Genomic DNA, 12,799 nt, shown 5'->3' with positions numbered 1-12,799 from the left:
AGCACATTGTCCGTCACCTCATGCGTGCCGGTGTCGATGAAATGCGCCATGCTGGTGGTTTCCGAGGTGTTGACCATGGTCTTGCCGTCGGGGCTGACACCCATGCCTTCCGGCTCCACGCCGACTGGTATCTCGGCCAGGACCTGCTTGCTTTCGACGTCGATGGCGGTGACGAGATTGTCGTCCTCATTGGCGACATAAAGCGTCTTGCCGTCGGGCGAGAGGACGAACAATTCGGGATCGGGGCCGGATGGCAGCGTACCGACGATTTCAAGTGTCGCGGTGTCGATGATTTGGATCGTGTCGTCATCGCTGGCGCATAGATAGACGAATTTGCCGTCATGCGAGATGGTGATGCCGCGAGGTCTCTGGCCGACTTCGACGGTCTTCACCACCTGCATCGTCGCCGTGTCGACGACGGTCATCGTGTTGTCCTTCTCGTTGGACACGTAAGCCGTATAGGCCGATGCCGGGCTGGCCGTGAAGCCGGCCGCGAGAATGGCGAATGCGCAAGCTCGTTTCTGCACGCAAATTCCTCCCGATTGACTCTACTTGAGAGCGCATTTCGTTTCCGGCTGATCGACACCGAGAGTGTCGAGTTCGGAGACCTGGTGAAGATAGCCCTCCTGTGGCGATGTCGAGACGACCGACTTGGTGTCGCCAAGCAAGATCGGCTGGCGAAGCTGGAGGTTCCATTTGCGGAAGGTCAGCTTCTGCCCCTTGAAAGCAGCAACCGAAAAATCGTCAGAGCGTATATAGTCGCTGATCTTTTTCGCATCGTCGCCCTTGGTGCGCGTGGTCGCCTCGCCGACCGCACGCACCGCGGTCCAGGCCGACATGTCTTTGGAGAGCATCCGCCGGCTCGTCGTCTTCAGGAAGCGGCTCTGCATCTGGATGCCGCCCCATTGTTCGCTGGCGGGATGCCATGACGATGCAACCAGACCGGCCGTGCCGGCGACCAGCCGCGGCGTCCAGGTGCGGTAGGGCACGTAGGTGCCGAAAACCTCGCTTTCGTCGGCGACAAGCACCACGTCATGCTCCGGCAGGTCTTGCGTGAACACGGAAATCTGCTGCTGTATCTGCGTGGCGCCGGTGTCGGTGCGCCTGGCTGTGCCGGTATCCTTGAATTCCTTCTCGGCGACGATCTGGCCGCCGAAGCGGGTTGCCGCGCGGCGCAGCGCATCGGCGTAGAGATGATCCTGCTCATGCGATCCATAGAGCAGCACCCAATTCGGCCACTTCTTCACCATGAGATACTGCGCCAGCGCGTCGGCCAGCATGCTGCGCGTCGGCGCGATATGGAAAACGTTGATGCGGCAGTCCTCCTCGCGAAGGCTGTCGTCGGTGGCGCCGACGTTGAAGATCAGCACGCCTTTGTCGCGGGCGATGTCGGCGATCGACAGCAATTGTTTGGCTGAAAGATCGGCGACCACATAGCGGTCGCCCTTGGCGATCATGCCTTCGAATGCCTGAACCGCGTCGCCGTCGGGCTTGACCTCGGTCACGTCGAGGCTGAATTTCTGGTTGGTGAACTTTCCCGTCGTGTTGTTGTCGCCGATCGCCACCTCGGCACCGGCGACACCTTCGTCACGTGGCGGCAGGTCGAGCATGGAAAGCGTCAATTGCGGTGCGTAGGCCCGCAAATAGCCTATCTTGATTTCAGTTATCTTTTTTTCCGGCTTCGCCACCGTTTCTTGGCCTGTCGCGTCGGAAACGTTGACGGTCAGGGAAAAAAAGCACAAAAAGGCAGCGAGAGTGCCTGGCACCGCGCTCGTCATCGATAGTAATTACCCGTTCTTGCGCAGAGGTTCGACGGTTGCCGGACCCGCGCCAAGTCAAGGTGCCCATGATCAACTTAGCCGACCCGCAAAATTTATCAAACCCTATAGGACGACTTTTCGCGCCTGCCAGAACGGTGCGGAAGGTCGCCAGCGTCGATTCGCATGGCAACACCGGCGAGACGTGGCGCAGGGGGATCGACCGCCTCTATAAAAGCGTCTTGTCCTCCAAACTGGAGAAACTGTTCAAATGACCAGAATGCTGGCAAGCGTCACCGGCATCGAAGAGGCGGAGATCGCTCTTTCTGGAGGTGTCGATATCGTCGACCTGAAGAACCCGAAGGCGGGAGCCCTGGGCGCGGTGTCCATGGAAACCATGCTCCGAACGATCTCTTTCATCGCGGGTCGGGCTCCGGTCAGCGCTGTCTGCGGCGACCTGCCGATGGAACCCGAAACGATCCGCATCAAGGCCGAAGAGATCGCGGCGACCGGTGTCGACTATGTGAAGATCGGATTTTTTCCTTCGGCAAATATCTCTGCCTGCGCACAGGCGCTTGAACCTCTCGCCGCACGAACGAAGCTGATTGCCGTGCTGTTTGCCGATCTGGCGCCGGACTTCGAGCTTCTGCCGATGTTCGCCAGGCATCGCTTCCACGGCGTGATGGTTGATACCGCGCAAAAGGGGAAGGGCCGGCTGCTCGATCATCTGCCGCCGGAGCGTATTCCGGGATTCGTCGATCGAACGAAATCGCTCGGTCTGATGGTCGGCCTGAGTGGATCGCTGGAAGCTCCGGACATTCCGCGCCTATTGCCTTTCGCTCCCGATTTTCTCGGCTTTCGGGGGGCGCTGTGTGGCCATTCCGGTCGCACGAGTTCGATCAGCGCCGAGGCGGTCTCGCAGATTCGCGAGTTGATCCCAGCGGAATCCGGGACCGGCGATCAATCGAGTATCGACTATCGCCTGTTGGCAGCGAGAGGCTATTCGCCGGACACCGACCCGACACTGGGCACGGACAGGATTTTTGTGCGGGATTTTGTTCTGCCGGTCCAGATCGGTGCCTACAGCTTCGAGCATGGCCATACTCAAAAAGTGCGCTTTGATGTGATCGCCGACGTGCTGCAAATCACCGACCATCCCGAGGACATGCGCCATGTGTTCTCCTACGACATCATCATGGACGGCATTCGCACCATCGTCGCGCGGGGCCATATCCAGCTCAGCGAGGCTTTGGCCGAGCAGGTGGCAGCGCACGTGCTGGAGAACCAGCGTGTCGTGCGCGTCACGGTTAGGGTGGAAAAGCTCGAGCTCGGCCCTGGCGGCGTCGGCGTTGAGATCGAACGCAAGCGCCAATCGGCGGGACGCGGTGCTGCCTCCGGCATTGCTGGCCGAAAAGACCGAAGCGTTGTTTTCCGGCCGCGCCAGGAGCGCCCCGAAATGCTTCGACGGGCCATCGTCAAGCTTGGCGGCAGCACGGCCCATGCGGCGGAGATGAAGAGCTGGATCGCAGCGCTGGCGGGTTCCAGGCTGCCGATCGTCATCGTGCCCGGCGGCGGGCTCTTTGCCGATCATGTGCGCGAGACGCAGACCAGCATGGAGTTTTCCGACACCGCCGCTCATGCCATGGCGATCCTGGCCATGGAGCAGTTCGGCCATGTCATCCTCGACCGGGACGAAAGGCTGGCGCCGGCACGGTCGCTGGACGAGATCGGGCGAGTGTTGGAGGCGGGGAAGATTCCGGTGTGGCTGCCGTCGTCACTGGCACTGGCGGCGCTGGATGTTCCGGCCTCCTGGGACATTACCTCCGATTCTCTGTCCGCCTGGCTTGCCGGCAAGCTTGGCGCAAACGCGCTGTTGCTTGTCAAGCAGACCGGTGCATTCTTCGACAGCGATACCGCTGACAGCCTGAGGGCCCGAGGCATTGTCGACCCAGGCTTTGCCGCCATGCTGCCCGACGGCATCGATTTCCATCTCGCCGGTCCGAAGGATGCTGCCGGGGCCGGCGCGATGCTCGCGTCGGGCAAGCTGCCCGGCATCCGGATAGTGGCTTCAACAGGGTCGTCGGCAAAGAAGGCGGGATAGCCGATGGTGAAGCTGCATGTGCCGCGCTGGGCGTGGGTTTTGACGGGTTCCGGGCATTTTTTTACGGAGAGCTTCGCACTTGTTCGCCAGCTCGAACATTGCGATGTCTTCGTGTCTAAGGCCGCCAACGAAGTCCTGCGCATGTACAAGCTTAAACTTGATTTCCCGGAGACGACGCGCGTGCTGCACGACAAGACCGCAAGCGCGATCCCGGTCGGCGAATTCTACCACGGTGTCTATCACACGGTCGTGGTGGCGCCGGCCACTTCCAACACGGTCGCCAAATGCGTGCATGGCATTTCCGACACGCTCGCTACCAATGTCTTTGCTCAAGCGGGAAAGTGCCGTGTGCCAGCCATCGTCTTTGCTTGCGACACTGCGCCGGAACTCGAAACCCAGGCACCGCACGGACTGGTCAAGGTCTATCCGCGCAGGATCGACCTGGAAAATACCAAACAGTTGAAGAGTTTCGAGCGGACCCTGGTGGTCGAGTCGCTCGCTGATCTCGAAGCCTCGCTCACACGGCGCCAGGCCGAACTCGCAAGCGATGGCTGAGCGGCTGGTTTTTCTTACCGGCCATCTGGCCAAGGCGCGGCTGGAACGGCTGCTGACCGGGCTGGGCAGAACCGAATTCGCGTGGGAAATCGTCGACGTCGGCGTCAAGGTCGCCGCGCTGATGAGCGAGGACATCGTGAAGCGTCGGCTCACTCTGACAGGAGACGTCGACCGCGTCATCCTGCCCGGACGCTATCGGGGAAACATCGAACACCTGTCGGAGCATTTCGGCGTGCCCTTTGTGCGCGGCCCCGACGAGATCGCCGACCTTCCGGCCTTCCTTGGCCGGGCGGGCAAACCGCCCGATCTGACGCGTCACGATATGCGCATCTTCGCCGAGATCGTCGATGCGCCGATGCTGTCGGTCGAGGCCCTGATGGCGAGGGCCTCGATGCTGGCTGCGGCCGGCGCGGATGTCATCGATCTGGGCTGCCTGCCGGAGACGCCGTTTCCGTTGCTGGCTGAGGCAGTGCGGGCACTCAAGGCACAGGGGTTTGTGGTCAGCGTCGATTCGGCCAGCGCAGACGAACTGTCGATCGGTGCGCACGCCGGCGCGGACTATCTTCTCAGCCTCGATGAGAACACGCTGCCGTTGATCTTCGACCATCGGGCTACGGCAGTGTTGATACCCTCCATCCCCGGCGATCTGGATTCGCTCGGCCGGGCGATTACCGCGGCACAAAAGGCCGGCGTCGCCTTCATTGCCGATCCCGTGCTCGACCCGATCCATTTCGGCTTCGCCGTTTCACTCGGGCGCTTCATCGAGGCGCGGCGCCGTTGGCCGGACATCGAATTGCTGATGGGCACCGGCAATCTCACCGAATTGACCGACGCCGACAGTTCCGGCGTTACAGCCGTGCTAGCGGGGCTCTGCTCGGAACTCCGGATCCGGAACGTGCTGGCGGTGCATGTCAGCCCACACACGGTGCGGACGATCGAGGAGCACGATATCGCCCGCCGCGTCATGTTGGCTGCTTGCACGGACGGCGCGTTGCCGCGCGGCTATCACCCAGGCCTGTTGCAGGTCCACGATCGCAAGCCTTTCACAGCCTCAACCGACGATATCGAGGCATTGGCGGCCCAGGTGCGCGATGCCAACTTCCGGATCGCGGTAGCGGAGGACGGCATCCATGTTTTCAATAGCAAAGGGCATGCGGTTGCCACGGATGCGTTCGAACTTTTTGCCGGGCTGGACGTCAACGCCGACGGCGCACACGCTTTTTACCTCGGCGCGGAACTGATGAAGGCGGAGATCGCGTGGCGGCTCGGCAAGCGTTATGTGCAGGACGAGCCGCTCGCATGGGGCGTTGCCGCGCCGGCACCCGAAACCGACCGTACCCGTCTTGCCGAGCCGGGCAAGACGCTCCGCGCAAGGAAAGAGCGCTAGGATCATGCCCTACATTCGCGAATCGATCATCACGACGGTCAATAAGGCAGGCAACGTCCACATCGCGCCGATTGGCATCATTGCCGAGAATGACGGTTGGGTTATCGCGCCGTTCCGGCCGTCGGTCACGCTCGACAATCTCGCCGAAGTGCCGTTCGCCATCGCCAATTATACTGACGACGTGCGTGTCTTTGCCGGCTGCCTGACAGGCCGCAAGCATTGGCCAACCGTTCCGGTTGACGGGTTTCCGGTGCCGAGGCTCGAGGCGGCGCTGGCGTATTCGGGCCTCGAAGTCCGGGCGGTCGATGACAATGGTGTGCGCCCCCGCCATTTCTGCCGCGTGGTGCGGGAGGAAACGCTCGCGCCGTTCACCGGCCTCAACCGAGCCAAGGCGGCGGTGCTTGAGCTGGCCATCCTGGTCAGCCGGCTCGGCATGCTGCCGCGCGACAAGATCGAGGCGGAAATTGCCTACCTTTCAATTGCCATCGAAAAGACCGCAGGCGAGGGCGAAAAGGAAGCCTGGGGCTGGCTGATGCAGCGTATCAGCGATCACTTGACCGCCAAAGGTTCGGGTAGCGAGGACCCGCGAGCATAGGCGCGAGCGCCGCAACCTGCTTACGAAGGATATGCCGCCAAAAGCGCTACCGCGGACGCGGGTGCCGCGCTGCTCGCTTGCCCGCGAACAGTGTCATCGGCGGGGATGATGTCGGCGAAATCGACGTAACTGCGTTCCATGCGTTCGGCCAGCCGCCTGATCTGCCAGCGACCGCTTCCGGCGCCGACGATCGGGACGTCCCGAGACAGGGTTCCGGCAACCAGCGCGGCTGCATCGTGCACTTTGCGCAGTTGCTGCTCGCTGAACCAGCGCGCGACTTCACCCCATTCCGGCGGGGTGAGGTCGGTGGCGTCGCGCCCCACCATGCGCGCCAGCCGCGCGATCGAGCCGTCCACGGTCTTTTCCTTGCCGTCGGCGGGAGGGTGCCTGTCGTCGTCCTCGTCGAGCACGCCCAGGATGCGGTGAGCGTCGGCGATCGAGGCGAAATATTCGTTCATCAGCGGCGTTAGCCTGCCATGGACGGGAGCCGACGAGGCTACGCCGAACAGGAATGTCCTGGTAAAGCCGGTATAGACCAATTCGCCGGTTAGAAGCCGTCCGGCATCGGTGTAGCCGTCATTGGCCACGGCGCTGTTCTTGATGGCGATAATATCGGTGGTGGTGGAGCCCATGTCGACGAACAGGGCATCGCCGGCGAGTTTTGCCACCAACAAGGCTGTCGCGTGCCAATTGGCGGAAGCCACATCGGCGGTCAGCTGCGCTGCCCGCTCGACTCCGACGAAACCGGATGGTCCGGCATAGACCAGCTTTTTGTCTGCGGGGAAATGGGTGGAAATCTGACCCAGCAGAGCCGCCACGCCGGCATCGCGGGACGGAAAGATGTCCGACAGTTCGCCCGTCATGGTGAATGCGTTGAGATCCGCACCCGCGTAGATCGGAGCCGTTTCGTCGAGGGCTGAAGCCAGCTTGTCCAGCCCTTGCCAGAGCGGCGTTGCGATCGTTGCCGCCTCGACGATGCGACCGTCTTGTGCGCGGGTCACCTTCAGATGCGCGCCGCCAATGTCGAAACCGGCAATGATGCCCTTTCTTTTTTCCACGCTTCAAGCTTTCATGACGGTGGCAATTGGTCGGTGAAAAAAGCGTTGCGTATCATTCCGGTTCTCGACCTGAAAGGCGGCGTGGTGGTTCGCGCCCAGCAGGGAAAACGCGATCGCTACAGGCCGATCGTTACGCCGCTCAGCCGAAGCCCTGATGTGGTCGCGGTCGCTGAAGGACTGCGTGGGCTTTATCCTTTTTCCACCTTCTACATCGCAGATCTGGACGCTATCGAAGGCGGAGCGCCAAACAGCGACGCACTCGCCCGGCTGAGGACGATGGCGGAGCCGCCGGAACTTTGGGTCGATGCCGGCGTGGCCGACGAAAAGACACTTTTGGCGGCGCTTGCCGAACGCTCGCTGTCTCCTGTTCTGGGCTCTGAATCGCAGCGAGACGACATGTTGCTGCGGCGTTTTCGCGATCATCCCGATCTCATCCTGTCCCTTGATTTCGTCGGCGATAGTTTTTGCGGGCCGCGTTCTCTTCTCGATGAGCCCGAGCTTTGGCCGCAAAAGGTGATTGTCATGACGCTGGCCAAGGTCGGTGCGGCCGCCGGTCCCGACTTCGGGCGTTTGCAGGAGGTCAAGGCCAAGGCCGGAAATCGCGCTGTCATTGCGGCCGGCGGTGTCCGCGACGAGAACGACATCAGGGCCTTGTCCGCCATGGGCGTCGCCGCGGCACTGGTCGCAACCTCATTGCACAACGCTACGCTCACGCCCGGCCACCTCGCGTCACTCGGCGCCTGATCGTCGTTGCTCGTCAGCTCCCGAAGGGCGTGCGCCCTTCGGGAGCTGACGTTTCAAAAGCCCAGAACCTTTTTCAGCCGGCGCAACAGACCATCCGTCTCAGAAGAGGGTTTTTCCTGTGCGGGGCTGTCTCTTGTCTAGGCTGCGAACGGATGCTTGACCTTGTCGCGCTGGGCCGTTGCTTCGGCGGCGGTCGGGGTTCCTGCAACGGCGCGCTGGATGGCTTCCTTTGTCGCCTCGTAATTGTATTTCTGGATCTTGGCGTCGTCCGCCGCGTCCCAATGGATGAATACCCCGACGCAGATGAACACGTCGTCTGCTTCGTTGGCCGGAATGGTCCCGTCCGCAACGCTGTCCTGCACGGCCTTTGCCACGGCGTGCTGCGCCGGGCCGAACATCTGGACCGCCTGTTTGGCACCCTTGATCGTGACCTTGTTGAACATCACGGTGTTGGGTTTGCATTGAAGATTGGGCGCGATCACCGCCAAAAGCGAAGTAAAGCCGTCCTTGTTGTTGGTAAGCGCGTTGCAAAATGCCGTTTCGACCGCGCTCCCCCGCGGGCCGATGAGCAGGTCGACATGCGCGACTTCGTTGCCGTCTCCCACCAGCGATTCACCGATCATAACCTTTGATATTTTTGCCATGCCAATTTCCTCCAAGACACAATTATGATGTCCACGGACGCTGCAACCGAGCAGGCGCTCGATGGACAGCTATCCTTGTTGGCAGCGTCCGGATTTGCCCGGACCGGTTGGCTAGATAGCCGCGGAAGCACAGCTTCCGCTTTTGGAAGTCAAGCACCAACGCCGCGATTATGCAAGGTGAGGGCGAGGGTGTGGACTAAAAGAGTAGCCACGGTGAGGTCGGCCGAGGTGCCGGGGTTGATGTTGTCGGCCTTCAGCCGGCGGTCGAACTCCATGAGCAGACGAATGCGCGACGGTTCGTCGCCCTCGGCATGGAGCGCCGCCTGAACGGCAACGGCTTCCTGCCGCGCCTGATTTGCGACGTGAACGCCGTGCTTGCGCATCACATGGCTGTCGGGGAAGCCGGCGAGAAAGGCCATGTAGACGAACACCGTCGGCCACATGCCGTCTTCTTCACGTGCCAACGCTCCATCCAGCGCGGCGAGCCCGACCCCGAACACGTCGCCGAAACAGTTGCTGTACTGGCGAGCGATCATGTCGCGGTCGGCAGCCTCCCTCATCGCGTCCAGCAAATGGACCTTCGGCTCCTGCCGCACATCGTTGGCGGCTTCTCCGAGGCCGCCTGGCGCGGCCGTGACGATCGCCTCGAATACCGCCTTGGTATCCTGCACGCTCAAAGCCCGAAGCAGCGAATCGAGATTGTCACGCAGTCTGTCACCGCCCATTTCGGCGGCGCATATCAGAGGCCCTGCCAGAAGGATGATTCCGAGATTGGTGTTGGTTGCGACCGCCAGTCGTGTCGCGCGCACCGCCTCCAGCATCCGCTGCCCGACCGGCAGACGAGGATCGGTCAGCGGCCCGGAGGAAACCTCCGCACTTGTCATGAACTGGGCGGCGGACATGCCGTGTCCGTCGGCGAACAGATGGACGTTGCCCGGCTTTAGGGCTTCGATCTCCATCCTGCAGGCATTCTTATAGCTGGCCCGGAGGCGTTCACGCGAAAGCACCACCTTGCCCGCCCTCACGAATTCGCAGGCGCGGCAAAACGGTAGGGCCGCGGTGCGGCGGCCGCCTCGGCGCGGTCGGCCAGAAGTTTCAGCAAGGCATCGGCGATTGCTTCGGCGATGTTCACGGCGACCACCGACTGCAATCCCGACCATGCGGGCATGCTGTTCACTTCGAGTATGAACAGATTGCCGTCGTCAGCCCGCACGATGTCCACGCCGGCAAAATCCGCGCCGACCGCGGCTGACGCAGCGACGGCCAGCGATGCCAGTTCCGCCTTGCCATGTTCGGAAACCTGTTCCGGCACGCCACCCCGGTTGACGTTCGTGATCCAGTCGTCGCTGATGCGGCTCATCATCGCCACGGTCTCTCCGGCGCAGACAAACACGCGGAAATCCCGGAAAGGCGGACCGGCACGCGACACATATTGCTGAAGGTAGTAGACGCTGTTCACCTCTTCTGCGGCCGGCAGGTCCGAGAGCGTGCGGATCAGCTTTATGCCGCGGCCTTGCGCCCCGAACAATGGTTTCAGCACCAGCGATCCCCGCGGAAGCTCTTGCGCCGCGACCTCCTCGGCGACGGCAAGTCCTTCTACGGCAAAGGTGCGTGGCGTAGGCAGGCCGGCATTTTTCAGGAGGAATGTCGTCATCGACTTGTCGACGCAGCGCTCGATCGCCTGCGCGGAATTCCATACGGGAACCGACAGTCTGCTTAACGCGTGCAGCACCCCGAGGCGCCGGGTAACCGCTTCAAACGATCCGGCGGCGATCGAACGGACGAGCACGGCGTCGGGCAGCGTGCCGCCGAAGCCGGGGATCGTAAGTCCGCTCGGGCTGCTGGTATCGAATGCGATCGCCGCCAGCGGCACGGCTGTAACGGCGGCGCCCCCCCGACCAAGTCCTGCCGCCAGGCCGTTGGAGCCGGTGTCCACTTTGTCGCTGACGATCAGGATGCGAGGGATCATGTGGCCTCTCGGGTGCGGGAATGTCGGCGGCGCGAGCGATTCCACGCCCTCATGGCAGCGTCCGCGGCAGGGCTGCACGGAAGGCAGTCGCCGGGCGGGCGAATGACAGACGAATCCCTTTGCACCGCCATGCCCTAGCCGAGACTCCGTTCGAGCATCTTCAGATCACGCCGACCGGCGCGAAAAGTATCGCCGGTTTCGATCGCTGTCACGATCACTTCAGCCGGGCTGAACAGCAACGGGTCGATGGCATAGAAATCGCCCTTGAACCGCGTGAATATCTCGGCGAAGGGTTGGCCGTAGTCCCGTGAGGCGCTGCTGGGAAGTTTTTCCGCGAGTTTGCCAGCCTCCTTCGCCGATCCTTTGACGAAGAGCTGGACGCTGCCGCCATAGATGATGGCATCGTTGGTTCGGCCCATAGCGGTCAGGAAATCCGGATGGGGGGCGGGGACCGGCGCCGTTCCGATGCCGTCGACAACGTTCTCCAGCGGGAATTTGAGATCGTTGATTTTGTGCAGGGCAACCTCAAGCGCGCGCGCCACGATCTGCACGCCGCCGGCAAGGCTTTGTGTCGGCGCGTAGAGGAAGGTGAGCTTTTCCGTCGCCAGTCCAGTTGCCTTGCCCACTTTCTCAACGATCGCGCGGGGAGGCGGTTCGGCCGTCTCAAGGATAAGCACCGCGGAAGATGCGATGTCGCGATAGGAAAGTGTCTCGAACAGCGGTTCGACCCGGGCGAGGGCCCGCGCCGGCCCAGATCCCATCGCGAAATAGTCCTGGCCAGACAGGTTCCAGCCCGCATACTGGCTGCCCAGGCAGGCCAGCACCGGCTGCGAAGATCGCGCTTCGACGGTGAACGGCCATTGCTGTGACGCGCGATCCATGAACACCGAAACGCTGCCGAGACCGCCCATCGCCGCCTCAGCCATGCGCATCCCGGCCTCGACGCTGCCGACGGTCTTGGCGCCGGCATCGATCAGGCGCTCGCCCAATGGCCCCCTGGAAACGACGATGCGCAGGCGTTCGGCGTCGCCGATCATGCCGTCAACGATGCGCTGTGCATTGTCGTTCAGGAATGCCGAACCGTCTTTCATGTCCGGTCTCCTTCCCATTGGAGTTGCAATTGGCTGGCTTGTCCCTTGATGAGCCGCTTGGTCGATTGGGCGCTCGGACCGCGCGCGAAGACCGTGCAGACAGGGTCGCCGGCAATCAGACGGGTGCCAGCCGACTGTTGGTCCGCTGTCCATTCAGGCCAGGCAATCGACGGAAAGTGAGTGATTGGCGTCGCGGCGTAGGTCACCATCGACGCCATCGAATCGACGAAGCGCGGCAAGCGGAAGACCTGACCCGTCGCGGCTCGCACATGCGCTTCGATCAATGGCGCGTCAACATCGTCGAAAATGTCGAGGGTGGCGCCCGGCCTCGGATTGATCTCGATGAACGTGTAGCCATCCGGTCCGCGGATCAGATCGGCGCTGCACAATCCAAGCAGGCCGGCGCGCCGCGTCAGACTTGAGAGCCAGCCGCCGATGACCGCCGCCTGTCTGCGATCGAAGCGTCTCAACCGTACGGCGCCGCCGTAGCGATAGGGCGCTGTGGGGGCGGGAGACGTCCATTGGTGGCTGAAACCCACGAGGTGCGCGGTTTGACCATTGCCGACGAACAGGGCCGAGATGCTGCGACCGGCAACGAAGCGCTGGAAGTAGCGGCCGGCGGTCGGGCTTTCTCCGGCTGCTCGTCTGACGTGTCCGCCGCCGGCGCCGCCCGCGGTCTTGACCACCCAGTTCTCCGGGTCAGGCGGCTGGTCCCATCGCAGTTGCGGATGCGGGATGCCGAGTTCGGCGCAATCATCGGCCAGCAACTGCGGATCCTTGATCCTGCGGATCGCGGCGCCGCCATTGTCCTGGGCTCAGGGTTTGAGCGGATGCCTGAGACCGTGGACAAAATCGCGCGACACTTTCGGCTCGCCGGCAATGGCGGCGAGCCGAAAGT

Annotated in this window: 13 protein-coding genes; 5 read left to right on the top strand and 8 right to left on the bottom strand. The window is 62.5% G+C overall.

Annotated elements, in window-relative coordinates; genetic code table 11:
- On the bottom strand, positions 1-527 hold a 527-nt coding region (locus EN949_RS25925; RefSeq protein ID WP_164782546.1), incomplete at its 3' end, for a cytochrome D1 domain-containing protein.
- Between the two features lie 21 nt (positions 528-548).
- Positions 549-1,778, bottom strand: a complete 1,230-nt coding sequence (locus tag EN949_RS25920) for an ABC transporter substrate-binding protein (RefSeq protein ID WP_027162614.1) — start codon at positions 1,776-1,778, stop codon at positions 549-551.
- A 250-nt stretch (positions 1,779-2,028) separates the two neighbouring features.
- Between EN949_RS25920 and EN949_RS36680 the strand changes: the two genes are divergently transcribed.
- From EN949_RS36680 to EN949_RS25895, 4 genes are read left to right on the top strand one after another with little or no spacing between them, the layout of a single operon-like run.
- Positions 2,029-3,858: a (5-formylfuran-3-yl)methyl phosphate synthase gene (locus tag EN949_RS36680; protein WP_127371819.1), complete on the top strand. Its 1,830-nt coding sequence runs from the start codon at positions 2,029-2,031 to the stop codon at positions 3,856-3,858.
- A gap of 3 nt (positions 3,859-3,861) precedes the next feature.
- Positions 3,862-4,413 (top strand): flavoprotein, encoded by a 552-nt coding sequence (locus EN949_RS25905; RefSeq protein ID WP_013532041.1) that lies wholly within the window; start codon positions 3,862-3,864, stop codon positions 4,411-4,413.
- Positions 4,406-5,800: a DUF6513 domain-containing protein gene (locus EN949_RS25900; protein WP_127371818.1), complete on the top strand. Its 1,395-nt coding sequence runs from the start codon at positions 4,406-4,408 to the stop codon at positions 5,798-5,800. The genes EN949_RS25905 and EN949_RS25900 overlap by 8 nt, the downstream gene beginning before the upstream one ends.
- 4 nt (positions 5,801-5,804) lie before the next feature.
- Positions 5,805-6,395 (top strand): DUF447 domain-containing protein, encoded by a 591-nt coding sequence (locus tag EN949_RS25895; RefSeq protein WP_127367220.1) that lies wholly within the window; start codon positions 5,805-5,807, stop codon positions 6,393-6,395.
- Between the two features lie 20 nt (positions 6,396-6,415).
- Here the strand turns inward: EN949_RS25895 and EN949_RS25890 are convergent, their stop codons facing one another.
- Complete coding sequence (locus tag EN949_RS25890) at positions 6,416-7,453, bottom strand: hydantoinase/oxoprolinase family protein (RefSeq protein ID WP_127367219.1); 1,038 nt, start codon at positions 7,451-7,453, stop codon at positions 6,416-6,418.
- A gap of 33 nt (positions 7,454-7,486) precedes the next feature.
- Between EN949_RS25890 and EN949_RS25885 the strand changes: the two genes are divergently transcribed.
- Positions 7,487-8,197 carry a HisA/HisF-related TIM barrel protein gene (locus tag EN949_RS25885; protein ID WP_127367218.1) on the top strand — a complete coding sequence of 237 codons (711 nt, stop codon included), beginning with the start codon at positions 7,487-7,489 and terminating at the stop codon, positions 8,195-8,197.
- Positions 8,198-8,334: 137 nt separating this feature from the next.
- On the opposite strand, the gene fae is transcribed toward EN949_RS25885, so the two are convergent.
- From fae to EN949_RS25860, 5 genes are all read right to left on the bottom strand, one after another.
- Entirely contained in the window at positions 8,335-8,841 is a 507-nt protein-coding gene (gene fae, locus EN949_RS25880; protein ID WP_127367217.1) for a formaldehyde-activating enzyme, read from the bottom strand.
- 149 nt (positions 8,842-8,990) lie between these two features.
- Positions 8,991-9,848: a triphosphoribosyl-dephospho-CoA synthase gene (locus tag EN949_RS25875; RefSeq protein WP_318011922.1), complete on the bottom strand. Its 858-nt coding sequence runs from the start codon at positions 9,846-9,848 to the stop codon at positions 8,991-8,993.
- 14 nt (positions 9,849-9,862) lie between these two features.
- Complete coding sequence (locus EN949_RS25870) at positions 9,863-10,714, bottom strand: RimK family alpha-L-glutamate ligase (protein WP_245459365.1); 852 nt, start codon at positions 10,712-10,714, stop codon at positions 9,863-9,865.
- Between the two features lie 230 nt (positions 10,715-10,944).
- Positions 10,945-11,901, bottom strand: a complete 957-nt coding sequence (gene mch, locus EN949_RS25865; protein WP_127367146.1) for a methenyltetrahydromethanopterin cyclohydrolase — start codon at positions 11,899-11,901, stop codon at positions 10,945-10,947.
- Entirely contained in the window at positions 11,898-12,668 is a 771-nt protein-coding gene (locus EN949_RS25860) for an ATP-grasp domain-containing protein (protein WP_281039791.1), read from the bottom strand. Before EN949_RS25860 ends, mch begins: the two co-directional genes overlap by 4 nt.
- Positions 12,669-12,799 lie beyond the last annotated feature (131 nt).

The sequence above is a fragment of the Mesorhizobium sp. M7A.F.Ca.US.007.01.2.1 genome (genome assembly GCF_003998165.1).
GTDB classification, from domain to species: domain Bacteria; phylum Pseudomonadota; class Alphaproteobacteria; order Rhizobiales; family Rhizobiaceae; genus Mesorhizobium; species Mesorhizobium ciceri.
The sequence above is the reverse complement of the archived record's forward strand: the minus strand, read 5'-3'. Positions and strand labels throughout refer to the sequence as shown.

What these genes read in the sequence shown, in the direction of transcription:
- EN949_RS25920 (WP_027162614.1), bottom strand. Translation starts at nt 1,778, where the DNA reads ATGACGAGCGCGGTGCCAGGCACTCTCGCTGCCTTTTTGTGCTTTTTT.
- EN949_RS36680 (WP_127371819.1), top strand. Translation starts at nt 2,029, where the DNA reads ATGACCAGAATGCTGGCAAGCGTCACCGGCATCGAAGAGGCGGAGATC.
- EN949_RS25905 (WP_013532041.1), top strand. Translation starts at nt 3,862, where the DNA reads ATGGTGAAGCTGCATGTGCCGCGCTGGGCGTGGGTTTTGACGGGTTCC.
- EN949_RS25900 (WP_127371818.1), top strand. Translation starts at nt 4,406, where the DNA reads ATGGCTGAGCGGCTGGTTTTTCTTACCGGCCATCTGGCCAAGGCGCGG.
- EN949_RS25895 (WP_127367220.1), top strand. Translation starts at nt 5,805, where the DNA reads ATGCCCTACATTCGCGAATCGATCATCACGACGGTCAATAAGGCAGGC.
- fae (WP_127367217.1), bottom strand. Translation starts at nt 8,841, where the DNA reads ATGGCAAAAATATCAAAGGTTATGATCGGTGAATCGCTGGTGGGAGAC.
- mch (WP_127367146.1), bottom strand. Translation starts at nt 11,901, where the DNA reads ATGAAAGACGGTTCGGCATTCCTGAACGACAATGCACAGCGCATCGTT.